This is a genomic window from Novosphingobium sp. PY1 (assembly GCF_017312445.1).
Lineage (GTDB): Bacteria > Pseudomonadota > Alphaproteobacteria > Sphingomonadales > Sphingomonadaceae > Novosphingobium.
This window is the reverse complement of the sequence record NZ_BLTI01000006.1, coordinates 331,948-356,660: the sequence shown is the minus strand read 5'-3', so window position 1 is coordinate 356,660 and position 24,713 is coordinate 331,948. Positions and strand designations below refer to the sequence as shown.

Annotated in this window: 17 protein-coding genes; 7 read left to right on the top strand and 10 right to left on the bottom strand. The window is 60.7% G+C overall.

All coding sequences use genetic code 11. The features are described 5' to 3' along the window. Positions 1–26 precede the first annotated feature (26 nt). Both J3474_RS09605 and J3474_RS09600 read right to left on the bottom strand, forming a co-directional pair. Entirely contained in the window at positions 27–1,061 is a 1,035-nt protein-coding gene (locus tag J3474_RS09605) for a hypothetical protein (RefSeq protein ID WP_207093949.1), read from the bottom strand. Continuing rightward, positions 1,058–2,179: a CapA family protein gene (locus J3474_RS09600; RefSeq protein ID WP_207093948.1), complete on the bottom strand. Its 1,122-nt coding sequence runs from the start codon at positions 2,177–2,179 to the stop codon at positions 1,058–1,060. Before J3474_RS09600 ends, J3474_RS09605 begins: the two co-directional genes overlap by 4 nt. Positions 2,180–2,341: 162 nt before the next feature. Here J3474_RS09600 and J3474_RS09595 point away from each other — a divergent pair, with 162 nt between their 5' ends. Then, positions 2,342–3,322: a hypothetical protein gene (locus J3474_RS09595; protein ID WP_242528313.1), complete on the top strand. Its 981-nt coding sequence runs from the start codon at positions 2,342–2,344 to the stop codon at positions 3,320–3,322. Positions 3,323–3,329: 7 nt separating this feature from the next. Here the strand turns inward: J3474_RS09595 and J3474_RS09590 are convergent, their stop codons facing one another. The 3 genes from J3474_RS09590 to J3474_RS09580 all read right to left on the bottom strand — a co-directional run bounded on the left by J3474_RS09590 (position 3,330) and on the right by J3474_RS09580 (position 6,592). After that, positions 3,330–4,625, bottom strand: a complete 1,296-nt coding sequence (locus J3474_RS09590; protein WP_207093947.1) for an alpha/beta hydrolase — start codon at positions 4,623–4,625, stop codon at positions 3,330–3,332. Positions 4,626–4,755: 130 nt separating this feature from the next. Next, positions 4,756–5,802 (bottom strand): acyltransferase, encoded by a 1,047-nt coding sequence (locus J3474_RS09585; protein WP_207093946.1) that lies wholly within the window; start codon positions 5,800–5,802, stop codon positions 4,756–4,758. A 196-nt stretch (positions 5,803–5,998) separates the two neighbouring features. Then, entirely contained in the window at positions 5,999–6,592 is a 594-nt protein-coding gene (locus J3474_RS09580) for a TetR/AcrR family transcriptional regulator (protein ID WP_207093945.1), read from the bottom strand. Positions 6,593–6,720: 128 nt separating this feature from the next. Here J3474_RS09580 and J3474_RS09575 point away from each other — a divergent pair, with 128 nt between their 5' ends. Beyond that, positions 6,721–7,950, top strand: a complete 1,230-nt coding sequence (locus J3474_RS09575; RefSeq protein WP_207093944.1) for an MFS transporter — start codon at positions 6,721–6,723, stop codon at positions 7,948–7,950. Positions 7,951–7,960: 10 nt separating this feature from the next. Here J3474_RS09575 and J3474_RS09570 read toward each other — a convergent pair whose 3' ends face one another. Continuing rightward, entirely contained in the window at positions 7,961–8,377 is a 417-nt protein-coding gene (locus J3474_RS09570; RefSeq protein WP_207093993.1) for a response regulator, read from the bottom strand. A gap of 75 nt (positions 8,378–8,452) precedes the next feature. Here J3474_RS09570 and J3474_RS09565 point away from each other — a divergent pair, with 75 nt between their 5' ends. Together J3474_RS09565 and J3474_RS09560 are read left to right on the top strand one after the other, a co-directional pair. Further along, a complete protein-coding gene (locus J3474_RS09565; RefSeq protein ID WP_242528312.1) occupies positions 8,453–9,013 on the top strand; it encodes a methyl-accepting chemotaxis protein in 561 nt (186 codons plus the stop codon). Between the two features lie 170 nt (positions 9,014–9,183). Beyond that, on the top strand, positions 9,184–11,604 hold the full coding sequence (locus tag J3474_RS09560) for a glycoside hydrolase N-terminal domain-containing protein (RefSeq protein ID WP_207093943.1): 2,421 nt from the start codon (positions 9,184–9,186) through the stop codon (positions 11,602–11,604). A gap of 7 nt (positions 11,605–11,611) precedes the next feature. Here the strand turns inward: J3474_RS09560 and J3474_RS09555 are convergent, their stop codons facing one another. The 3 genes from J3474_RS09555 to J3474_RS09545 form a co-directional block, all read right to left on the bottom strand. Further along, a complete protein-coding gene (locus J3474_RS09555) occupies positions 11,612–14,338 on the bottom strand; it encodes a glycoside hydrolase family 3 C-terminal domain-containing protein (RefSeq protein ID WP_376706523.1) in 2,727 nt (908 codons plus the stop codon). A 202-nt stretch (positions 14,339–14,540) separates the two neighbouring features. Continuing rightward, a complete protein-coding gene (locus J3474_RS09550; RefSeq protein ID WP_207093942.1) occupies positions 14,541–16,082 on the bottom strand; it encodes a tryptophan halogenase family protein in 1,542 nt (513 codons plus the stop codon). Between the two features lie 64 nt (positions 16,083–16,146). Further along, a complete protein-coding gene (locus tag J3474_RS09545) occupies positions 16,147–19,071 on the bottom strand; it encodes a TonB-dependent receptor (protein WP_207093941.1) in 2,925 nt (974 codons plus the stop codon). Positions 19,072–19,408: 337 nt separating this feature from the next. Here J3474_RS09545 and J3474_RS09540 point away from each other — a divergent pair, with 337 nt between their 5' ends. Further along, positions 19,409–20,101, top strand: a complete 693-nt coding sequence (locus tag J3474_RS09540) for a SapC family protein (RefSeq protein WP_207093940.1) — start codon at positions 19,409–19,411, stop codon at positions 20,099–20,101. A gap of 5 nt (positions 20,102–20,106) precedes the next feature. After that, the gene (locus tag J3474_RS09535) at positions 20,107–21,126 is read left to right on the top strand and encodes a cupin-like domain-containing protein (protein ID WP_207093990.1); all 1,020 of its coding nucleotides are present in this window, start codon (positions 20,107–20,109) and stop codon (positions 21,124–21,126) included. Positions 21,127–21,203: 77 nt separating this feature from the next. Here the strand turns inward: J3474_RS09535 and J3474_RS09530 are convergent, their stop codons facing one another. Continuing rightward, entirely contained in the window at positions 21,204–23,294 is a 2,091-nt protein-coding gene (locus tag J3474_RS09530; protein ID WP_207093939.1) for an alpha-L-arabinofuranosidase C-terminal domain-containing protein, read from the bottom strand. Positions 23,295–23,665: 371 nt separating this feature from the next. On the opposite strand from J3474_RS09530, the gene J3474_RS09525 reads away from it, so the two are divergent. Next, positions 23,666–24,706, top strand: coding sequence for an alpha/beta hydrolase family protein (locus J3474_RS09525; RefSeq protein ID WP_207093938.1), 1,041 nt, complete (start codon positions 23,666–23,668; stop codon positions 24,704–24,706). Positions 24,707–24,713 lie beyond the last annotated feature (7 nt).

Genomic DNA, 24,713 nt, shown 5'->3' with positions numbered 1-24,713 from the left:
ATCCGCACCGATCCGGCCATCGGACTTCAGTTCGTTTCCGCTCTGGCTCGCATGGCCGATACGGAAAGTCGCGGTGCGACAGACAACAGAACAATCGCTCCAATCAGGATGCCCGCTCCGACCAGCTCGGCAAGACGCGGCGCAGGCAAGCCAAAGAACGCAGCGAGAAGGATTGTCCCCCCGACCCCTGCAACCAGGCTCGCCGCACGTTCCAGCGGGACGCAATAGGCGTTCTCGCGCGGATCGAGCAGGATGATGATGGAGATTACGGAAATGACGGTCAGGGTGGCGCCGATGAAGGCAAGCGACCAGAGTGCTGGATCGCTCCAGATCTTGACGAAGCCCCAGGCCAGCTCGCCCGACTGCCCGCCTATGCCCGAAGCGGAAAGCAGGCCCAGTGCCACGACCGACAAGGGCAAGGCAATCATCTTCTCTTCGACGAAGTAGCGCCTTACCGATGCCGGATCGCCGCTCTTGGCAATCTTGGTCATGACCGCCAGACGGATGAAATAACCCAGCGTATAGAGCAGGATCGTGACGATCGCGATCGGCGGGAGCTTCAATCCGCCTCGATCGGCAAGAGTGATGAACAGCGCGAGCAAGACCATGGCGAGAGCCGTCCAGCTCCACCAGCGCACCCGGCGTCCGAAGATCATGTCAACGAGCGGCGCGATGATCAGGATGTCGCCGCGCATGAGCAGCTGGATGAACGGAATGCTGACACCCTGAAAGGTGAAGGACAGCGGAACGGTGAACAGGATCAGCGCGGTCCCGATGCCCGACAGCAGCGTGTATCGCGTCGGAACCGGAAGGCGGGCCCTGCCGATCGTGACGGCATGCGCATCGCGGTGCCAGCCCGAAAGCCAGATAAAGCCGTAAGTCAGCACCATGCTGATGATGAGCGAGGCCGGCAGGGTCTCAAGGCCCGTAAGCGGCCGCTCCAGGTTACCGTGCGGCACGGACGTGACGTACTTGGTGACCATCACATTGGGCAGGTAGCTCAAGAGGTAGAGCATGACCCAGGCTTCGAGCGGAACCGAAAGCAGAGGACTGCGCTTCATGCCACGCCCTCGATCTCGACGATTTCGCCCTCGATCCGGTACCGCGCGTTGAGTCCCGCCTCTTCGGTGACGGCCCGCATGTAGTCGAGCGTCTGCGTGAACTCGTCGCTGCCTGCTGCGGTAAACCGGGGTACGGCGTCACGACCGATGTAAAGCGGCTGGAACCCGGCCCTCGTCATCTTGCCGTCCGCAATTTCGATCCGTGCGACCATGCCGAGGCGGGATGCTGTCGGAAAGTTGTAGAGCCCCCCGAAGTCCGGCTCCCACTCTTCCGCCAGGACGCGTATTTCGTTCCAGCTCTTCGAAGCGGCATGCGCCTCGTCCATGCGCAAGTCGGTGGCGAAGTTAGAAAGCGAATAGAACACGGGCTTGCCGTCGATCACTTCGCACCCCTTGAGGATGTGCGCGTGTCCACCGAAGATCGCATCCGCCCCGGCAGCAATCGCCGCGCGGGCGACGTCGCGCTGGTACTCGGCGATTTCGGCACGTACGAAATGGATGCCCCAGTGCTGCGACACGAATACGAGGTCGGCCTCGGCCTTGGCCGCGCGAATATCCGCCTCCATCGCAGCAAGATCTTCGCGATGCGGATAAGTGTGAATGCGTGCCGGTGTACCGGGCTGATCGTGTTCTATCTGTTCATAGACCGTGAATGCCCGCATCGGCGCGCAGCCGGCCCGGCGTTCATCCGCCCAATATCCTTGCGGCAGAATGCTCGAATAGGCGAGTACGGCAATGCGTGTACCATCGCCCAGCGTGAACCTTGCCGGCCTGCGCGCTTCGCGAATGTCCTTGCCGGCGCCAACGACACGCAGGCCAGCGGAATCGAGATTGGCCCGGGTTTCGAAAAAGGCCTCGACTCCCCAGTCCATGCAATGGTTGCCCGCCATCGAAATGCAATTGAACCCGGCGCGCGCGAGTGCAGCCGCCCCCTCAGGCCTTGCGAGGACGGCATGTCGAGCCTGCGGAAGGCGCGTTCCGCGTTCGGCAAAACTGGTTTCCAACTGACCGAAGGTGACATCGGCTGCCTGCAGCGCATCGCGCGTCGCCACGAAGCTCTCGTCGTAAACCTCGCGATCCATCGCAAGGTCTCCGGTGGCCAGGAACAGATGTGTCATGAATGACCGCAGAGCGCCGGAGCGGCAGCCTCGATGGTGAAGCGCAAGAGCATGCCGACTTCTCCCCTCTCTCATTATGATTGTAATGACGTATAGCTATGCTACATCTCTACGCAAGCGCTTGCAAGGCGCAATTACCCCCCGGGAAGTTGGAGGATTTCAATGCTTTCGACACGCAAAGCCGCTTTCGTTGCCATGATCTTCACAGCAGGCATCGCTGTTGCCGCAGGAGCGCAGGAAACCGCTCGCCCCAGTCCGGCCGACATGGCGGCCGCCCAGGCGAAGCGCGACGCAATTCCCGATACCGCCGGCGACGGCCCCTTCCCCGCCGTTATGGAGATGGACCCTTCGCTCCCCGATCATGTCATCTATCGGCCCAGGGATCTGTCAGCGATGGGTGACAGGAAACTCGCGGTGCTTGCGTGGGGCAACGGCGGTTGTTCAGACGACGGGGCCAGCGCGCGGCTCCATCTCGCGGAAATCGCATCCTACGGCTATCTGGTCATTGCACCGGGCGAAATCCGCAGCGGCCCGCATGCCATGTCTCCCCGAAAGCCCTCCCGCAGCGCCGGCGCAGATGGCCAGTTGCCGCCGCCCGCCACGACAGCTGAGGATGTCCGTGCCGGAATCGATTGGGCAATTGCCCAGGCCGGCAAGTCGGACAGTCCCTATGCCGGCCACATCGCCATAGACCAGATCGCCGTGGCAGGCCACAGTTGCGGTGGCTTGCAGGCCATTGAACTGGCCCCCGATCCCCGCGTGAAGACGGTGATGATCGACAATTCGGGCGTCTTCAACGATGGGATTCAGGCCATCGCGGGGATGCACGTCGACAAGGCCATGCTCGGCGGATTTCACACGCCCACGCTCTACATTCTGGGTGGGCCGACCGATATCGCCTATGCCAACGGCGTGGATGATTTCTCACGGATTGAAAAGGTGCCCGCGGTCCTGCTCAACCTGCCGGTAGGCCATGGAGGCACATTCTTCGAGCCGATGGGCGGCGCGGTCGCTCACGTGGCGGTCGACTGGCTCGAATGGCAGCTGCGCGGGGACAGGACAGCGGCTCGCACCTTCAAGGGACAGAACTGCCGCCTGTGCAGCGGAACAGACTGGACAATCGAGAAGAAGCGGATCGATTGACAGGCGACTATTGGCAGCTGCGGCCGCGGAAACACGGGCGCAGCATCGGCGGCGGATCGTAGGCAATGAAGGGAGCTCCGGGGCGGGACCACCGCCCCGCTTCGAGCCTTCCCTCCAGGGTATCCAGCGCGGCCAGTATTTCGTCCTGCGAAAATGCGCAGTGACCGCTTCTCCGCACATAGAGCGATTGGACCAGAGTGCTGGGCGCAGCCTTGCCGTAAGCCCGTTGCAGCGACGGGGACGTCATGCCGTCGCCGATAGCCTGAACAGCGAGGAGGGGGACGCGCGGGTTCGCATCGGGCGTGTAATGCGCCATCATATAGCTGACGGCCTGCGGCTTTGCCGAAATCCTCTCGGCACTGGCCAGTCGCGCAAGATCGTCATCGAGATCGAGTCCGGCGCTGCGATAGAGCCGTTCCACGAATGCGCTGCGCCCGGACTTTTCAAGCTGACGACGATAATCGATGCCGGTGTTCCATGAGAATGGCCCTCCCGCACGGGTCTCCTGATCCTCCCTCGGCAGCATCACCCCCATGGCAAATGCCTTGGCTATTTCGTCGACCTGTGCCTCGAAGTCATCGCCAGACGGCTCCGGGCTGTCAGGACCCGTCCATCCCGGTATACCGGCCAGCACCCCGGCCAGGGCAATGCGCGCCCTGCCATCAGCCGACGTTTGCGCCTGCGCGACGGCAGCGGCGACGCGGCGGCCATTGGCCATGTCGTCTTTCACACCGACCAACTGGATTCCTTCGTTCGGAGCGACCAGCGTGCGGAAGGCGAATGCGCCGTCCAGCGCCATGTTCATCATGCCGACGGCTCCGCCGATGGAACTGCACAGGGCAAGGGCCCCATCTATGCGCGGCTTGTCCTGTTCAGCCAGAGCGCTGGTCACCAGCCCGCCCATGGACATGCCCCATCCGATCACCCGGCGCGGCTTGCCGTACTTGCGTGTGAATTCGTCCACCACGAGGTTCTGAGCCGGGACGGCGTCCGCGAGGGCCCAACCGCCGGACCCGTAGTCCGACCCGGCCAGCGCATATCCGCGCGCCAGCAGGGGTACAATGAAACGATCCGGAGCCGCCTCGGGTGCGCCCGCTTTGCGCGCATAACCTCGGCTCCAGACCAGCAAGGTGCCATTCCAGTGCTCCGGCACCCGCACCGACCACAGGACATCGCCTCGCAGATGCGCCGCGTTGACTGAACCCTCAGCAGCCAGAACCGGCGAGGCGAAATGGGGCGCGCATGCTGCCTGCGAAACGGCGAGTGCGGCACAGCACAGCCAACGCAAGTGTCCGAAAGCCATGAACTTCTCCATTTGCTGGTGCCACGTACGTATGATCTCAATGAAGTCATAGCAAGCGCTTACATCGTTCGAAGGAAGCGATGATCGCCTCGCTTGTCGGGTCCGGTTGTCCCAGGACCAAAATCAGGTCTCAGTTCAAATGCACATGGCCTGCAACTGGCCCGGCGATCCCGCTGCCTGCATCTTGAAGCGGGGTACCCGAAGCCGCGGGTTCGGTCTGGTCGGTCGCCAGTCTGTCTCGCCGCAAGCGGCTCAACGCTCGGTCGACGATGACGGCCAGAATGAATGAGGCCGGGATTGCGAGGAAGACCGATAGCTTCGAAATCGACATCAGAGTCATCACCGGCACGTGAACCGCGTACAAGGGGAAGGAAATTTCGCCCAGCTTCTTCGCGACAGCCGGAGGCTCCCACTTCAGTGCGGCAGCGATCATGACGGGGCACAGGATCAGGACGAAAGCCAGATCCATGAATATGTTGCGAACGCCGCTCAACTCCGATCCCATGAACACAACGGGCATTGTCAGATAGGCGAGTGGGGCAGGAATGCTGATCGGAGGATCATCCCTCCAAAGTCGATAAAGGACGATGCCGAGCGGATAGCTCATCAAGACCCGGGGCAGACCGCCTGCGAAGCCAAACGCTCCCAGACCGTCGACGTGAAGGATCGGCGCAGTCAAACCCCTGCCGATGAACACGGCGCCCATTGCAAAGACACACAGCACGAGAAGCCTTGTCCTCACCCGCCAGAAAAGAAGCGTGTGCATGAGGTTTGCCACCAGCTCGTAGAAGATCGACCAAGCTGCGACATTGTATGGATAGGGACTCCAGGCAGCCCAGTACGGCAGCAGTGCCATGTTGAAAGCAAAAGACAGGACCGCAATGCCGGTCAGCCCCATGCCTGTCAGTGCCGCGGGAATGCCGAGGAGAAATGCGAATGCCATGACGGGCCAGAGCCGCGCATAGCGAAGGAACATGAAGCGGGCCGCCCCCAGTCCGGTAGCGAAGCGGCCTTCATAGGTCCTGGCCATGACGTAACCGGACAGCATGAAGAAGAAATCGACCGCGAGATAGGCATTGTTGGACGTCATGCCGACGCGATCAATGTTGATGTGATGGAGCAGAACGCTCACAGCCGCGATGCCGCGCAGAGCATCAAGTCCATTGAGCCGCTTCATCGCCTCGAGATTCAAAAAATGCGCGGCGGAGACAATTTAATTTATTGTAATAACGCCGGAATGAAGACTTTTTCCAAGTCTGACCGTCGCGTCAGGACCATGCGACAGTACTGAAAATACGCTAAGGATGAGGGCAGGTCGGGTTGCGTTCCGAGCAGGTAGACCTGGGCCTGAGCCAAGGCTTCATAAACAATTCTTAGCCGCTTCGACTTTCCCAGCCAGGGATGTGGTTGTCCAGATGCAGTTTCAGAATCCTAAGCTGCCTTTGCGCTGGCCAATTTTCCGGATCGTAGATCGCCTGGGTTGCAATCCCGGCGACACTGCTCAGCAGTGCCTGCGCGACGAGCCGGGATTGCTCGTCATCCGGCATGGCGCCTGAGTTGACGATCGCGCGGTGAAACAGATCCACGGATTCGCGGCTGCGCTGGCGTTGTTCCTGGAGAAACGTTTCATCTGCAGTCGCGAGACCCCAGAAGGCCAGCCAGATGCGCCAGCTTTCGACCCGTTCCTCGTCGAGTGGCAGAACGGAAGCGAGGCTGTCGAGAAGTGCGCTTCCTTCGCGCGAGACTTCCTCGACACGCGCGACGGTCCTTTCCATGCGCATGCGATAGGCTGACATCAGCAGCTCGTGCTTGCTCTTGAAGTAGTGCGAGACGATCGAGGTACTGTAACCGGCGAGCCGCGCGATATCCCGGACCTTGGTCCCTTCGATACCGTCGCGTGCGATAAGCTTCGCGGCGATTTCGGCGACGGCCCGGCGGCGGGCTGAGTGATCGACAATCTTCGGCATCAACCCACTGCTTGTTCAACATCGTTCGATCTACGGTGACAGCCCTCACCGCACAACTATCCGTCTTGCGCCTCGCAGCACCACTTCATGCATTGAAGGCCGGTTACAGGCACTCCATAGCGAGGCGAATGGAAGCCGAGAAGATCACGCCCGGAACCGCCGCCTATCGGCTTTTGTGCATCGCCATGCTGTTTGCCGGCCTTTCGACATTCGCGCTGCTTTACTGCACCCAGCCCCTGATGCCATTGTTCAGCAAGACTTACGGCGTGGCGGCTGAGGAAGCGAGCCTTGCAGTATCGCTGGCGACAGGGCCGATGGCCTTCGTGCTGCTGGTCGCAGGCAAGCTATCCGACAGGCTGGGTCGCCGGCCCATGATGATCGCTTCGCTGCTGGCCGCGGCGGCACTGACCACCCTGCTCGGCCTGTTGCCGAACTGGCAAAGCCTACTCGCGGCGCGATTCCTGTGCGGACTGGCGCTTGCAGGCGTCCCGGCCGTCGCGATGGCCTATATTAGCGAGGAGGTCGAGGATGGCGCCGTCGGCCGTGCGATGGGGCTTTATATCGGCGGCTCCGCGATCGGGGGCATGAGCGGACGACTGCTGGTGAGCGTGCTGACCGAATACTTCGGCTGGCGCGATGCGCTGGGCATTACGGGCATTGCCGGGCTGATCATTGCGGCTCTTTTCTGGAAGATCCTGCCCCCTTCGCGACAATTCATCCCGCGCCGCCACTCCTGGGGCAGCTATATAGCCGGCTTCCGGCACCTGTTCGCCGACAAGGCCCTGCCCTGGCTGTTTGTGGAAGCGTTCCTGATCATGGGGGCTTTCATCAGCATCTACAATTATGCCGGTTATCGCCTGCTTGCCCCACCCTATGCACTGTCTCAGGCCCAAGTCGGGCTCATCTTCCTGCTCTATCTGCTCGGTTCAATCAGCTCTGCGGTCGCGGGCCATTTCTCCGGGGTGTTCGGACCCCGCAAATGTCTTTGGCTGCCGCTTGTCCTCTTCGTCCTCGGCATTGCACTGACTGCAACGAGCCCCTTGCCGCTGATCATCGCCGGAATAGGGATCGTCACGATTGCGTTCTTTGCCGCGCACGCGATCGCTTCGGCCTGGGTCGGGCGGCGCGCACGCAGGGATCGTGCGCAGGCGACAGCGTGCTACCTGTTTTTCTACTATTTGGGATCGAGCGTTCTTGGATCTGCGGGTGGCTATGCCTGGACCGGGGTGGGCTGGAACGGGGTCACGTTCTTCTCGTGCACCCTCGTGCTCACAGCGCTCGCCATCGCATTCCGGCTCTACCGCGTTGCACCGCTTCCCTCACCAGTTCCCGAAACCAGCCCGATCGCGGCCGAGTGAAGCAAATCAGTCAAGCGGCGCCGATGCGCAGCAGCTTGGCGTGCAGGGACTGCTGGTCGAAAGGCTTGATGACGTATTCGTCGGCCCCGGCCTCTATCCCCTTGCGGATATCGTCGGTGTTGGAATAAGTGGTGCAGAACATGACCTTTGGCCGGCGGTTGCCCTGCATTCCCCGCAAGGAGGTCACGAATTCCAAGCCGCTCATGACCGGCATGTTCCAGTCCACCATGAAGAGATCGGGCATCGCCGAGCGGCATTGGACAAGCGCTTCTTCGCCATTTTCCGCTTCGCTGACTTTATAGGCCAGCCCCTCCAGAATGCGCCAGGCGACCTTTCGGATGACACGCGAGTCATCGATGAGCAAGCAGCGCCGCTTCGTGACAGGCTCCGGTGTTTCGACTGCGCCGTCCTCGGGCCGCGGCTGCAACCGGGCACGCTTGATCAGACCCTCAAGAATGGCTGTCACTCCCCTGTCTCAGGAATTGTCCTGGTCGCTCAAGATATGTGCGATCGTCTTGGCCCGGTCGATCACTTGCTGGTGATCCTCCACGGGTACCGTGGCTTCGGCCTCGGACCTCGCGGCCCTCTCCGCAGGCGTCTATCGGAGGTCAAGGAACTGACCGACCGCACCAGCAGGGCGGCGGAAGAAGCTTCGCAACAGATCCGCGTCATCCAGGAATCGACCGAATGCAGCGTCGCAGCACTGCGCGCAATCGGCAAGGACATCGAGGAACTGGAAGCGACTTCGGTTTCGATTGCCGCGACCGTGGACCAGCAATCGATCGCAGGGCAAGATCTCGCGCGCAGCATCGACCTGGCCGCACGCAGTGCGGACGACGTAACCTCCAATATCGAGCAGGTCCGCGAAACGTCGCTGTCGACAGGCGCAGCCGCGTCGCAGGTGCTGACGTCCTCGACCGAAATCGAACAGCAGGCGATCATGCTCAAGTTGCAGGTCGATCAGTTCCTGCAGCATGTTCGGACGCCGGACGAAAATGCGCAGCAATCGCGCCAGCGAGTCTCCCATCCTGAAGATCTGTCGGAACTCCTCGTCGCCGGCTGACTGGCTTGCCATTCCGGGCTACCGTGAATGCCAAGGTACACCGGGCCAGAGCACTTAAATCGATCTCGCCAGTTGACCTTGAATAGCGCTATCATTACTCCGACAAGATAAGCGGCCACCAGAAAGCCGTCCGCACTTCGGCCCCACGCGGAGAGGATAGTGAGAAGTCGATGAGCGTTCCAGTCGGCAACCCGGCCAGACCTTTGCGTCACCCTCTCGGCGCGGGCAAGGATCACTTCTCGGTGACCCGCCGCAAGCTGTTGACGGGCACGGCGAGTGCAGCAGCGGCCACGGCATTGGGCGAACTTGGCTCACCTGTGCCATCCGGTGCGGCACCGATACCGACGGCCCGGGATCGCCTGTGGTATTGTCAGCCGGCGCGTGAGTGGACCGAGGCCCTTCCGGTGGGTAACGGCCGGATCGGCGCCATGGTATTCGGCGGAACCGGATTGGAACACCTCCAGCTCAATGAGGATACGCTTTGGACCGGGGGGCCCTACAATCCGGTAAATCCCTCAGCGCGCGAGGCACTTCCGCAAATCCGGCGATTGATCGAACAAGGACATTTTACCCAAGCGCAAACCCTGGCGGATGCAAGGCTCATGGCTCGCCCCTTGAGCCAGATGGCCTACCAGACCTTCGGCGACCTGACGATAGCAATGCCTCACCTCGGCCCCATCGAGCAGGGAAGCTACTTGCGAGAACTGGATCTCGATGCAGCCCTTGCCGCGACAACCTTCAAGGCCGATGGCGTTTCCTGGTCCCGCAAGGTGATCGCATCGCCCGATCATCAGGTCATTGCGGTGCACTTGTCCGCCGATCGACCAGGCAGGATGCACTGTCTCGTCGGGTTGGGGGCGCCTCACGACGGAGTGCTTTCGATCGATGGCGGCACGCTGATCTTCGGTGGGCGGAACAACGCGGCGCACGGTGTGGAGGGAGCCTTGCGCTTCGAGGCACGGGCACGCGTTCTGCCTCAAGGCGGAAGGATTTCGGTCAGCGACAACACGCTTGCAGTGGAAGGCGCCGACGCCGTGACGATCCTGATCGCCATGGCAACCAGCTATCGTCAGTTCGACGATGTCGGCGGAGACCCGTCGCAGATCACGCGCGGTCAGATAGAAGCTGCCAGTCGCCATTCCTTTGCGCGTATCGCGGCCGACACCGCCGCGTCGCACCGACGGCTCTATCGCCGCGTCTCTCTCGATCTGGGGGAGACCCCGGCTGCGCACCGTCCCACTGACGAACGTATTCGGACCAGTGAGGCATCACAGGACAGCGCCCTCGCTGCGCTCTACTTCCAATATGGACGTTATCTGCTGATCTGCTCATCGCGGCCGGGGAGCCAGCCTGCCAATCTGCAGGGTATCTGGAACGACAGTGACGACCCGCCGTGGGGGTCCAAGTACACGATCAATATCAATACTGAAATGAACTACTGGCCCGCCGAACCAACCGCACTAGGCGAATGCGTCGCCCCCCTCGTGGCGCTGGTGCGCGATCTTGCGCAGACCGGTGCGAGCACCGCTCGGGAGATGTACGGCGCACGTGGGTGGGTCGCACATCACAATACGGACTTGTGGCGAGCCACTGCGCCGATCGATGGAGCAGCGTGGGGTCTATGGCCGATGGGCGGCGCCTGGCTTTGCACGCATCTATGGGACCATTACGATTATCACCGCGACACGGCATTCCTGCGCTCTGTCTATCCCCTGTTGCGGGGAGCGGCGCTGTTTTTTCTCGACACATTGCAGCGTGATCCGGCCAGCGGATATCTCGTCACCAATCCGTCGATCTCACCCGAAAACGAGCATCCCGGCGGGGCGTCGGTGTGCGCCGGGCCCTCCGTCGACCGGCAGATCCTGCGCGACCTCTTCGCACAGACGGCGAGGGCTGCGACTATCCTGGGCCTGGATGATGACTTGTCTGCGCAGATCCTCGACACGAGCAGGCGGCTCGCTCCCGACGAGATCGGGGCTCAAGGTCAATTGCAGGAGTGGCTGGAGGACTGGGATTCCTCAGCGCCCGAGCCGCATCACCGCCACGTTTCCCACCTCTACGGGCTTTTCCCCAGCCACCAGATCAACCTCGATGAGACGCCCGATCTAGCCATGGCCGCGCGCAAGTCACTTGAATTGCGCGGCGACGAATCCACCGGTTGGGCAACGGCATGGCGCGCCAATCTATGGGCTCGCCTGCGCGAGGGCGATCATGCGCACCGTATCCTGCGCTACCTTCTCGGTCCCGACCGGACCTATCCCAATATGTTCGACGCGCATCCCCCATTCCAGATCGACGGAAATTTCGGCGGCGCAGCGGCGATTGCCGAGATGCTTGTCCAGTGCCGCGATGATGAGATCCGCCTTCTGCCTGCCCTTCCCCGCGCGTGGCCGGATGGCTCCGTAAGAGGCTTGCGCATACGCGGCGCCTGCAAGGTCAGCCTGGAATGGCGCGCTGGCGAACTTGTCTGCGCAAGACTGATCAGTCGCATTGCGGGAATGCGGATCGTCCATCTGAACGAGCGCAGCGCTGAAGTGGAACTGGTCCCAGGGCGACCCGTCACGCTGAACGGGCCGCTGCTGAGGACCTGAACAGTGGTTACTTCGGCAGCGTAACCGCCTTGTCGACCGAGAAATCGGCCGATTGCGTCGCGGCACTGAAGCCCGGCTGACCGCTTCCCACCGTCACCCTGTAATGGCCTTTCAACACCTTGCGAACGCCATCCGGGGTGACCGAGCTGAGATCGCGCGGGGAAAGAGTGAAGGTTACGTGACGCGTTTCTCCCGGTTGCAGCGACACTTTCTGGAATCCGCGCAAGGCGATGTTGGGCGTGCCGGGTGCATCGGGGAAATCGAGATAGAGCTGAACGGCATCGCCGCCGGCGCGCTGGCCGGTGTTGCTCACCTGCGTGGTTACCCGAATGCCATCTTGCGCCCCGCCCGAAGCAGGTTCAACTGCCACCGGGCCATAGCCGAATGTCGTGTAACTGAGACCGTAGCCGAAGGGATAGACCGCTTTCCCGGTGAAGTAGCGATAGGTTCGCCCTTTCATGTCGTAATCGTCGAAGGGAGGCAGATCCTCGACGCTGCGATAGAAGGTCAGGGGCAGCTTCCCGGTCGGATTGGCCTTGCCAGTCAGAACATTGGCAATGGCAAGCCCCCCCGACTGGCCCGGATACCATGCCTCCAGGATAGCATCGGCGTTTTCCTTCGCCCAATGCAAGTTGATCGGGCTGCCGTTCATGGCCACGACGATCAGCGGTTTACCGGTTGCCTTCGCCTGCTCAAGCAACTCTCGCTGGTCCGCCGGAATATCGAGGGTGGTCTTGTCGCCGCCCTTGAACCCCGGAATCTCGATCGGCGATTCTTCTGCTTCCAGATCGGACGTAAGGCCGACCACAGCGACAAGGACATCGGCCGCCTGAGCAGCGCGGCGCATGTCACCGGCGGGGTCCGTCGAAATCCGCTTCCAGGCAAAACCGATCCCGGCCGTGCCGGTATGCGCCTCGCCGATGATCCGGACCGGATAGCGATGCCCTTTCTCAAGGGTTAGCGTCTTCATGGTCGGCAGGCTGCCCCATTGGGCATCCTTGAGGTCCACGAACGGCTTACCGTCGAACTCCATCCGACCGCTCTGGAAGCCGGAAAGCCCGAGGCGATAAGTGCCGCTCTCCGGCGGCACGAGGTAGCCTGTCCAGACCACCCGGTGATGATCGGAGACCTGCGCCAGATCAAGGCTCCGTCCGTCGACGCTTCGCTCTCGGCGGGTCACGACCGGCTTTTCGGAGAACTTAACGGTCTTCAGGTATTCGTCACGCTTCCCCGGATCGAAGAGCTTGGGCGGCGTGCCCTGCACATTGTAGTAGCGCGCCGTGAGACCCGGCTTGCCATCGTCGCTCACCAGTGCCGATTCCGGCACCGGATCGCCATCGGTCACAGTCTCGCCGAAGGGCACGTAGGAAACAGTTGCCTTCGGCATGGCCTGTCGCAATCCGTCGACCACCGAGATCGGCGGGGCCGAAATAGTCGAGGAATAATTGCCCCGAAGCACGCGGGTGGCATCACCGAAGGGACCGATCACGGCCACTTTCATTCCGGCAGTCTGGAACGGCAGGATTCCGTCATTCTTGAGAAGCACCAGGCTCTCTTCCGCGGCCTTGAGCGCCAGCGCCCCATGGGCCGGGGTGCCGACATCGGCGGCAGAGGACGTAAAGGTGCTCAACTTGCGCACGCCCGGCAAGTCGCCATTGCGCAGCCGAGCGGAGAAGAGGCGGATGAGTGTCCTGTCGACATCGCTTAACGTGATCAGGCCGCGCTCCAGCGCCTCGCGATAGCGGTCGGTCAATCCGTCGGTGTCGGACAGGGTCCATGTGTGGCATTCGCTGTCGACGCCCATGCGCATGGCGGCAGCGACGGCTGCTGCGCCATCAGGCGCATACTTGTGATTGTCGCTGATGTCCTTCACCGCATCGCAGTCGGACACGACGTAGCCCTGGAAGCCCCAAGCATCGACAAGGTGCTCTTGCAGAAGTTCCTGGCTGGCGCAGGCTGGTTGTCCGTCGACGCGGTTGTAGGCGCACATGACCGAACCGGCCCTGCCCTCGACGATAGCGGCGCGGAAAGCGGGGAGGTATGTGTCCTCCAGATCGTGGCGCGAGACGAAGACATTGGCGTGATGGCGCGTCGATTCCGGACCGTTATGGACAGCGAAGTGCTTTGGCGTGGCGATCACATCCGGAAGATCGGGATCGGGCCCCTGCATCCCTTCCACGAAGGACACGCCCATGCGCGCTGTCAGATAGGGATCCTCTCCATATGTTTCCTGCCCGCGGCCCCAGCGCGGATCACGGAAGATGTTGATGTTGGGAGACCATGTGTCGAGCCCGGTGCCAATGCGCCCCATCCGGCCCGTCTTGCGTGCCAGTGCGTGAAGTCCTCGGACTTCGGTGCTGATTGCACCGGCAACATCCTTCACAAGCGACGCATCGAAAGTAGCGGCAAGGCCAATGGGCTCGGGAAAGTTGGTCGTCGGAAGGGAACCCAGCGCCCCATGCAGCGATTCCGTCCACCAGTTGTAGGCCGGAATGTCGAGACGCGGAATGGCCGGAGCGGTATTCAGCAACTGACCCAGTTTTTCATCCAGCGTCATCTTTGCGACGAGATCCGCCGCCATGGCTCTGGCCTTCGCGCGCACTGGCGAGATCCCGGTCATGGAACCGGCCTCCTGTGCCGCTACGGAAACCGGCGAAATTGCGACAGGGAACACCATGACACCGGCAAGGAGCAGGGACGTCAACCGGTGAAGGCGCGATGGGGGGTGAGTCATGCGTATTCCTCGTCGTTTGCTGGAATGGTTCGTGCTCTGGAATGGTGAGAAACTTACGTGGGCAGTTCGGTCAGCTCACACCGGGAGGCTCCACAACACCCGCAAGCCCCGTCGAGACGCTTGCGGACGGCAACTCGTGCGCCATCCGCACGTTCGAAAGGGATGAATTCCCCCTGCAACTGCACCCGCGACAGGATCGCCTTCAGACCGGCTGCAAACCATGATCGACGATCTTCCGGATCAGGTCCCTGTGACGGGGAAGCCCTGCCCGCAGCCGCTGCGTCTGAGCCGCGTTTTCTCGCATGGCCCTGGCGGCAAGTCCGGCGTCGCCTGCCAGAGCTTCGTGCTCCACCTCCGTGCGGAAACCCATGCCGTAAAGGACATATTGATAGCTTGCCGGAGGAAATACTTCCTCAACCCGGTCGAACTCGTCGTGGAACCACGGGCCCTGGTATTTCCAGAGGAGCAGAAGCTCCTGCAATCTTTCGGGAATGGATTCGGGCCGCAGGTTGTCCTGCCAGAACGCGCTGTCCCTGCGCTGCGTCAGGACATAGTGAAGCTTGAGGAAGTCGATGATCCTGCCCCAACGATAGTCGGTGGTGGCGTTGAACCGCCGCGCGATGGGGTCCATGACCTCGCGGCAGGCGGGCATCTGCTCGGCAATCAATTTGGCCGACAGCTCGATCAGGACGATGGCGGAGGCTTCCAGCGGCTCGAGGAATCCCGCAGCCAGGCCGACAGCCACGCAATTGCGCTTCCAAAAAGTCTCGCGGTGGCCAGAGCGGATCGGGATCTTGCGGATCGGCAGATCCTTGCCCGCAGCGCCAAGATAGGTGCGCAATTCGCGCTCGGCATCGTCACCGCTCGTGTGATCGCTGGAATAGACATAGCCGATACCGCGCCGGGTCGGCAGCCCGATGTCCCAGATCCACCCGGCGGACTGCGCGGTGGATATGGTGTGCGAGGCTATCGCGCTCGTCTCGCTTTCGTAAGGCAGTTGAACCGCCAGCGCCGTGTCGCAAAACAACACATCGCTGCAATCCTTGAATGGCACGCCCAGCGCTTCGCCGATCAGCAGCGCCTTGAAGCCGGTGCAGTCGATGAAAAGATCGCCTTCGATTTCACCGGCCTGCTCGGTGACCACACTCTTGATATCGCCATCTTCGGTCATTTCGACACGCTGGACGTCTGCCAGAACATGGCGAACGCCAAGCTTCTGCGTACAATGACGCTGCAGGAAGGGCGCGAACTTGCCCGCATCGAGGTGATAGGCATAGTTCGCCAGCGCTTCGAATTCGGGTGTTGCGATGGTCTTGGGGGCAAGGCCATCGTCGCAGATGCGCCCTTGCGGACAAACCGCGTCGCAAAAGCTGCTTTCGCCATTTGCCAACCAGTGCGGAGCGAGGTTCAGTTGCGCGAAAGACTGAGGCAGCATCAACGGGTGGTAATACGCGTCATCGTGCGCGCCGGTGGTCCAGCGGGCGAACTTGGCTCCCTGCTTGAAGGCCGCATCGCATTCCCGGAAAAAGTCCGTTTCCGATACGCCGATCTTGGCCAGCGTCGTCCGCAAGGTCGGCCAGGTCCCCTCGCCCACGCCAATGATCGGCGTATTCGGCGATTCGATGAGGGTAACCGAAAATCCGCCAGGCATCCGGCTGAGGTGCCTGGCGGCGATCACGCCGGCGGTAAGCCATCCGGCCGTGCCGCCGCCAACGATAACGATCTTCTTGGTGGGTCGCTGCATGAGCTGAGGCAAAACCAGTTTGCCGGAGGTGTCAATCCTTTCGACACCTCCGGCCAGGGAGGAGCTAGAAGCGGTAACGGACACCCGCGGTGAAGCGGCGACCGTAACCGTAAACGTCAAGCAACTGGTTCTTGTAGCGACCGTGCGTGCTTTGCGTTTCGTTGGTCAGGTTCAGGATCTCGCCGAAGACGTTCAGGCCTTCGGTGATCTGGTAGCTGGTGCTGAGGTCGATCTGCGTGCTGGCATTCACGAAGGTCGGCTCGGCTCCGAAGGCACCGGTGTTCTGAACCTGTCCGAACTGGAGCAGATACTCGTCACGCCAATTGAGCGCTGCGCGGAACTCGAACCCGTACTTGTCGAAGAAGCCGACGAAGTTTGCCGAATTCGCAAGGCCGGTGACAGCAAAGCCGCTCTGGCTGATGTCGCTGCGGTCATAGGGCTTGTTGGTATCGACGAATGTGGCGTTTGCGATGAAGCCAAAGCCGGAGTCACCGAAGGTATGCTGCAAGGCAAGCTCGATGCCGCGAACGGTGGCATCAGGACCATTGAGGCGCTGAGAAACCGTAAACTGCGCAGGCTGCCCTGTCGACGGATCGACGACACCGTTGATCGTCTGACGCTGCGTGCCCTGAACGATAAAGTTCGAGACGTTCTTGAGGAAGAGGTTGACTGCGAAATAGGAATTTCGCTGGTAATACCATTCCGCCGCAAGATCGAAATTGTCCGAAAGATAGGGCTTCAGGGTCGGGTTTCCGCCATCGGCCGTGAGCGCGCCGATACGCTGGCCGGTACCGATGTTGAGAACCGGAGTCAGCAAGTTGAGCGTCGGCCGGGTCAAGGTACGTGACGCATCGAAGCGCAGGACGAGATCCGGCATGACCTCTAGTTTCACATCAACAGCGGGCAGGAAGTAGCTGTAATTGTTCTTGGTCGTGACCGGCTGCACCGGGCCGAAATTGACCGTCAGCAGGGTGGGATCGGTCGTGCTCGGCGTGATCGACAATGGCAGGCGGCCGAGGCCGCTTGAGCTCAAGTGCGTCGTTTCCTGGCGCATGCCCGCCGTGAAGGTGAATGGCATCCCCGCCAGTTCGGTCTCGAACCGGGCCTTCAGGAAGAGCGACCAGGTCTTTTCGCTTATGTTGCGGTAGCTACCAACATCGTCAGCGACATCGAACGTGCCGGTGAAATCGCCATTGCAGCATCCGTAGTTGTAGCCTGGAATATTGCCAGCCTGTGGATTGCCCAGCGACGTCAGGAAGTTCTGATAGTCGACCGCGTTGAAATTGATCAACGTAGGCGGCAGCATTCCGTCAAATCCGGGAATGAAACCGCCGGTTCCCACCATTCCGTTGTAGAGATCCAGCGGAATTGCAACACCACCGCTGGTGCCCGAAGCTGGGCCATAGCCGGAATAGGCCTGCCAGAAGTTGTTCCCGAATGTATTGGCGCTACGGAACTTGAAGGTATCATCGAGGTAGGTCCCCCCGAAGGTCAAGGTCAAGTCGTCCTGGGTCCACTTGCCCGACAGCCGGGCCTGCTTGATTGTATCCGTATTCTTGTTGGCGATATTGACGGTGACATGCGAACCGATGACCGACGTGTCGGCCCAGCGGCTTGGATCGCCATTCGCACCATAGTCATGGAGCGAGGGGAACGCACCGCTGCTGTTGCCATCGATGGAGATACCCAGCGTCGGGCCAATGCCGAAGCCATAGCCGATGTCCGCACCGCGCGAGCTGATCCGGCCGTCCGGATTGAGCCAGCTCTTCGAGAAGCTGCCATCGGCCTCGACTTCGAAGTTGTCGCTGACGTTCCACTTGACATTGAGGCCAGTCTGATTGGTTCGACGCAGGTTGCTGGCGCGCTCAGCCGTGAAGTCGGTCTGCGAACCTGCCTGCGTGAAGTCCAAAGGTACGCCGTTGTCGTCGAGAACGACGTTGCGCAGCGAACCCTGGTTGAACCAGATACCGAAGCCAAACGTATTCGAATTGATGCGCTGCTCGGTATAGTTGTCGTCGAGCGTAAGCAGAATGTCGTCGGAAGGACGCCATTGCAGCGCGATCCGTCCATCGATGCGCTCATCCTTGGTATAGGTCTGCTGGGCGCCGTACTGCTGCTCGAAGAAACCCACGACCGACTTGACCTGGCTGGGATCAGCCGTCGTATCGTCCGTGGGATTACAGACGGCCGCCGTGCTGCCCTGAAGCTGGCAAGGCGCGTAGAAGCCGCCCGGAAAGCCATGCACGTAGACGTTGTTGGTGCGCGTATCGTGGCGGGTATAGATGACATCGGCGAGAATGCCGAAGGTATTGTCGGCGAAGGTGTCGCTGATCAGCAATCCGACAGAGGGCACGACCTTCTTGGCATAGTTCTGGATCGATCCGGATGCGCTCGCAGCCATGTGGAAGCCGGGCCTGTCGAGCGGCTTGGGATAGGCGATATCGATGGTGGCACCGATCGAATTCGAGCCTACCGCTACGTCCGGCGTCTTGTATACAGCCAGCGACCCGATGAAATCGGAACCGACCGTGCTGAAATCGATGGAACGGCCGCCGGTTGCCGTCGAAAGGCGACGACCATCGACCAGCGTCTCGTTGAAGTCGCCGCCAAAACCGCGAATGGTCACGCCATTGGCTTCGCCGCGCGGTCCGTCGCGCTGGATCGAAACGCCCGGAAGGCGCTGAAGCGATGCCGCCACGTTAGAGTCAGGAAACTTGCCGATTTCTTCAGAAGAGATGACGTCTACTACGCCAGGGGCTTCGCGCTTGGCATCAAGATTGCGCTGCAACGAACCGCGAATACCGGTGACGATAATGACGCCGTTCTCGCCATCACGGGCTTGCGGAGCGGTATTTCCGGCCTCGCCTCCCGCTTCCTGCGCATAAGCAGGAGCCGTGAGCGCAAAGGCGAGGACGCCCGATGCACTGGCTGCAAAAAGACCATGCCTAAGGCGACTGCTCAAAGTTCGGCCAGTATGATTGGAAATCATCATATCCCCTCCATGCCCTTTTATGTATCGACCGCGTTGATCCGGTTCGATCAGACATCGCTTGCGCGACAGATAGAAATTAACTTGTCCAGAGAGGCCGACGCTGCCAGCCGTCATCAGCACGGCGCTTCGCCCTGATCCTCCCCGATTCCTTTCTTCTGACCAATTCGTAGCACCGGAAGGTAGCGCTATCAATAGTCTTTTGTAGGTGTATTGATTAAAGTTCTGCAGTGCTTGGCGAGAGCCGGTTTTTGCGCTATTTGCTGCGGAATACGGCGATAAGAAGCACCGATTTACGCCGTCTGCAGCATGCGGACGCCGTCCGGGAGAGAAGAATATGGCAAATCAATTGGTAGCGCTAAATTCCCATGAACATCGGAGCTTGCGCTTGCGGCAACGGCATTCCGAAGCGGCGCATTTCACCGAAATCATGCCGAGTGAATTTGCCGGCGCGGCCGCGAGCTGTCCGATCCTGCTGGCAAAGAGCCCGGAGACCGGCGCCTTCTATGTTGGCGCCATGTTCGGCTTCAAGCCGGGTGAGAACCTGCTTTCCGACCATCGGGATGGTGCTGCGCCCGCATACCGGACGCTGGACCAGCAGCGCGAGGGTTTTTACGTATCGGAGGATGAAATCGCCATCGACCCGACCTGCCCCAGGTTCAGCGAATACGAAGGAGAACTCTTATTCGATATGGATGGGCGGCCCGCCACGCCTTTACGCCATATTCGGCGGGTCCTGACTCAACTGGTAACCGGCAAGCGCGAATCAGAAACCTTCACTGCCACCCTCCTGCGCCTCAAGTTGATCGAGCCGATCGATATTTCACTGAATTTCGACGATGGCGAGAAGCTGGTGCTGCAAGGCCTCTATACAGTTAGCCTTGATACGGTGAATGAACTGGAAGACGCTGCGGTGCTCGACTTGTTTCGCAAGGGCTATCTTCAACTGATCTACACCATGGTCGGCTCGCTCAAGCATGTCAGCGCCCTGGCCCATATTCGCAATCACCGACTCAGCCGGGCTGCTTGAAAGCGATGCCGGAAGAATCGGTTGCCGAGATTTCTCTCGAAGAGATTTCCGGTCCGGAGGCATTTCAAAGGAATGTCATCGAGCCGTGCCAACCGGTCATCCTGCGCAAGGGTTGCGCCGATTGGCCCGCGCATAGAGTGGCGACGAAGTCCGACCGAGACCTGCGGGAATACCTTTGTGCGTTTGACAGTGGGCAGCCGGCAATGGCTTTCGTTGGCGACACCTCGATCGCAGCCCGGTATCATTACGGTTCGCACCGCGATGGTTTCAATTTCGAGCGTGAAACCATGGCCATCGGCCCCGCATTGGATCGGATTGCCCAGTGCGCCGAGAATCCGTCACTGGGCTCTGTCTACATGGGATCGCTCCCGGCCGAGGTCCACTTGCCCGGCTTCGCCGAAGAAAACGTACTGCCCTTTGTGCCGCCGACTGCAAGGCCACGAGTCTGGATAGGCAATGCGTCGACAGTCGCATGTCACTACGACACGTTCGACAACGTCGCTTGTGTAGTGGCCGGCCGACGAACATTCACACTCTTTCCTCCCGAAGCCGTCAGCGATCTTTATGTCGGCCCGATCGATCACACGATGGCGGGCCAGCCTGTAAGCCTGGCCACTGGATCAAGCCGCGAAGATCCACAATATCCTCGCTTCGAAGCCATCCGCGATCGTGCGCTGGTCGTCGAATTGGAGCCGGGTGACGCGCTCTATCTTCCCAAGCTGTGGTGGCATCAGGTAGAGGCGCAAGGCGATCTCAATCTGCTCGTCAATTACTGGTGGGACGCTTTCGCTGCCGGACCCGATGCACCATTCACGACCATGATGCTGGCCATGATTGCCATCGCCGAACGTCCTGCGCCTGAACGTGCGGCCTGGCGGGCGTTTTTCGATCACTATGTTTTCCGTCCGAACGGTCATCCCCTGGCTCATCTGCCGGCAGAGCAACATGGCATCCTCGGCCCGCTCGATCAGGGGAATTACGGCAGGATACGGGCGATGGTCATGCAATTGCTGCGGGGCAGCTGAGCGCAATCCGCAAGGGTCGAAAAGAAGGGCGGAACCGCAACCGCGATCCCGCCCAGTTCGCCCGTCAGGCATTCGGACTAATTTCTCAAGGGAAACTCGTAGACCACTATCGAGATCGGCGGGACCGACAGCGCCCCCTGATACGGCATTGCCTGGCTACTGGTAATCGTGACTTGAGGCGTAGCGCCGACCTTGTTTGCAGCGTCTACCGACTTACCGGTCAACACCCAGCGCTCGCCGGCTCCCGCGATCGAGAGCCCCTTGAAAGAGAGATCTGCCGACTGCTTCTGGAACGTGGCGTTGACCAGGCCGATGCGTAACGACTTGCCGTCCGGACCCAGTGCAGCGATGATGTCCAGCGGATAAGTCGGACTGCCGGCGCGCACTTGCGGATGATCGTAACCGACCGGGTAACGGGGCTCCGGCTGCGGCGAATTTCCGGTAACTGCCAAGGGAACCGTGCCTTCACCGAAATGCTCACCGTATAATTTGAACACGAGACCGGTGCTGTTGAGAACCGAGTCGGTGGCCGTGATGTCCATCGTCGATGCCCCAGTGGTGAAGGCACTCATCTTCAGAAAATCGGTATGGCGCAGCATCTCCTGCATGACCATTGCATAGGCCAGTGCTGACTTCAGGTTGGCGCCGCCGAAGTAGGCATATTCGTCGATCGACAGGAAGATATGGTCCTTGTCGATCCTGGGGAACCGTTGCCGATAGATATCCCAGATTTCCGCTTTCATTCTCACCTGATTCGAAGGCGAACGCGCGTACTCCATGAGTTCGGCATCGGCCGGTGCGTCAGGGCGCTTTTCCGCTGAGTCATACCAGTGCTCACTAACGCCGTCGAAGTTCCCCCACGCCTTGGCGAACAGTCCGCCAGTCCAGTCTTCCTCGGTTCCAAACTTGTGACGGATACTTTCCAATGACGGGTTTTCCTTGGTATCGCGCGGCTTGAGCTGATCGGGCATCGCACCCGATCCAATCAGAACGATCGACGGATCGACAGCCCGCATGGCTTCCGCAAAGCGGTTATGCTTGATCATGAAATAGTCAAGCGTCGTCCGGCCGATCTGCCACCAGCCATAGGGTTCATTGCCGATGTTCCAGTACTTGACCGCATAAGGCTTCGGGTGCCCGTTCGCGGCCCGCCTGGCTCCCCATTCACTGGTGGCCGGACCGTTGAGATATTCGACTTCCTCGGCAGCAGAATGGGCATCGCCAAGACCGGCATTGACCGTGACATAAGGATCGACACCGAGAATCTGCGTCAATTTCATCCATTCGTCCATGCCGAGGTCGTTTGGTTGCATGGCGCTCCAAGCATGGTCGAACATCGGAGCACGCTTGTCGCGCGGGCCCAGTGCGCCGTGCCAGTCCCAATCGGACAGGAAGTTTCCGCCGGGTAGACGCCACATGCCGGAATTCAGCGAACGGGCAATCGCTGTCGTATCGGCGCGCCAGCCATCGATATTGTCATCGGGCATGAGGGAGATCGCATCGACCCTGAAGGTGCCGGAGCCTGTACCGGTGATCTCCAATCGCGCATCGCTCGCGTCAGTATTGGGCGAGAAGGCGAATTCGGCTTTCTGCCAACCGCGTCGGGGAGCCTGGAGCGCCACGACCATGCGATCCGCGCGTCCTTTGCCCCAAACCAGTGCGACCTGAACCTTGACACCGGGATCCCCCGACAGCCAGAGGTGGCCGACATAGCGCTTACCGGCCGCGATGCCGATACCCGATTGGCCGAGGCCGCGCACTTCCTTGCCCTGGACAACGACTTTGGGGGACTGCTTGCCAACGAATGGATCGGAGGTATCCATTTCCACGGCACCGTCATTTCCGATGGGACGCCATTTCCTGTAGGTTACTCCCGGCCTGCCCTCCGGGTTCGGCGGCGGGGGCACGTCTTTCGCTGCGGTCACAACCGGATAGTAGAACTTGCGGTCATCGAGCATCTCGGCCCAGAGGCTGCGCGCCACAAGGCCTCCAATGGGCTCGATGAACATGCCATAGGCATGGCGCGTCACCGGCTCCGACCGGTTGCGGGCGTCGATCGTTGCGCTAACGGTATCGGGTGTCTGCGCCCGGATTGTCGCGGGCAGCGCTATCGATGCGCCCAGTGCCAGAACCAGCCCTGTGCACGCGCCATTCAGCGCAATCCGCATGGCATTCTCTCCCCATTTTCACTCTGAGTTATTAGTGTACCAGCGATTCTATGATATCGCTACCTCAAATACATACTCAGGCGACCTCAGGGAGGCGTCCGGCTTATATATCTGTAATACCGCCATTAATATCGCACGAAAGGCGTGTTTGGCCAGCGCCGTGAACACCAATCATTACGATCTGCAATTGACACTCAGAATATTTACGCTGACAAAACGGCCATTACCGGGCCGACGTGTTTCGAAACTCAGATCCGGTACCATTCGCAAGGGGACAGGATGAGATGGCGCAATTCCGCGAAGTGATGTCTTTTGCCGTGCAAGGCCTCAGCGGCATGGCGACGTGCTGGTCGAGGCCGTCGCGACCATTCATGGTATCGACGGCGCTGGCACTCGCATCGGTAGCCTTGCCCGGGCATGCGCAAGTGCAGACCCTGGTGCCCACGCCAGTGGCGGGAGCGAAACCGGCTACGGTTGAGCGCATCAAGGTCCATTCCATTGCGATCGAAGGGAATCTCGAAGGCGAATCCGCAGATCGGGATGTCGTCGTCATTCTTCCACCAAGCTACGGCAAGGAGCCGAGCAGGCGCTATCCGGTTGTCTATGCGCTTCACGGCTACTCTATCGGTGCAGAACAATGGATGAAGGAAATCCACGTTCCCCAGACAGTCGAAGGCGCCTTTGCGGAAGGTGCAGCAGAGATGATCGTGGTCCTGCCGGACAGCAAGACCGCCTATAACGGATCGATGTATTCCAGTTCGCAGACGACCGGCGATTTCGAGACGTTCGTTTCGCGCGATCTCGTGGGTTATGTCGACAGTCATTACCGCACACTTCGTGACAGGCGCAGCCGCGGGCTGGTTGGGCACTCAATGGGTGGCTACGGAGCGACGCGGATCGGGCTGAAGCATGCCGACGTATTCGGGGCGCTCTATCTTATGAGCCCATGCTGTCTTTCGGTGCGCGATCCGCAGAGCTTCGAGCCGGACCTGGAGGCCAAGGTGGCCCAGCTCAGGATGCCAGCCGATTCGGAGGACTTGTCGTTCGGCCCGCGCGGAGCGCTGGCCATGGCTGCGGCATGGTCTCCCAATCCCCGAAATCCGCCCCTCTATCTCGACCTGCCGGTAAAAGATGGCACGGCCCGGCCTGAAATCATCGCCAAGTGGATGGCCAATTCCCCCCTCGCCTTCGCCGATCAGTACATCGACAACCTGCGCAAGTACGCGGCGATTGCCATGGATGTCGGCGATCAGGACGGATTGAAGGTGGATACCCGAAAATTGCACGCCCTGTTCGACAGCTACGGCATCGCCAACAGCCTCGAGATCTATCCGGGCACGCATACCAGCGCGGTGGCCAATCGGTTCCAGAATCACGTCATGCCTTTTTTCAGCGCCCACCTCGCCCATTGATCGCGCT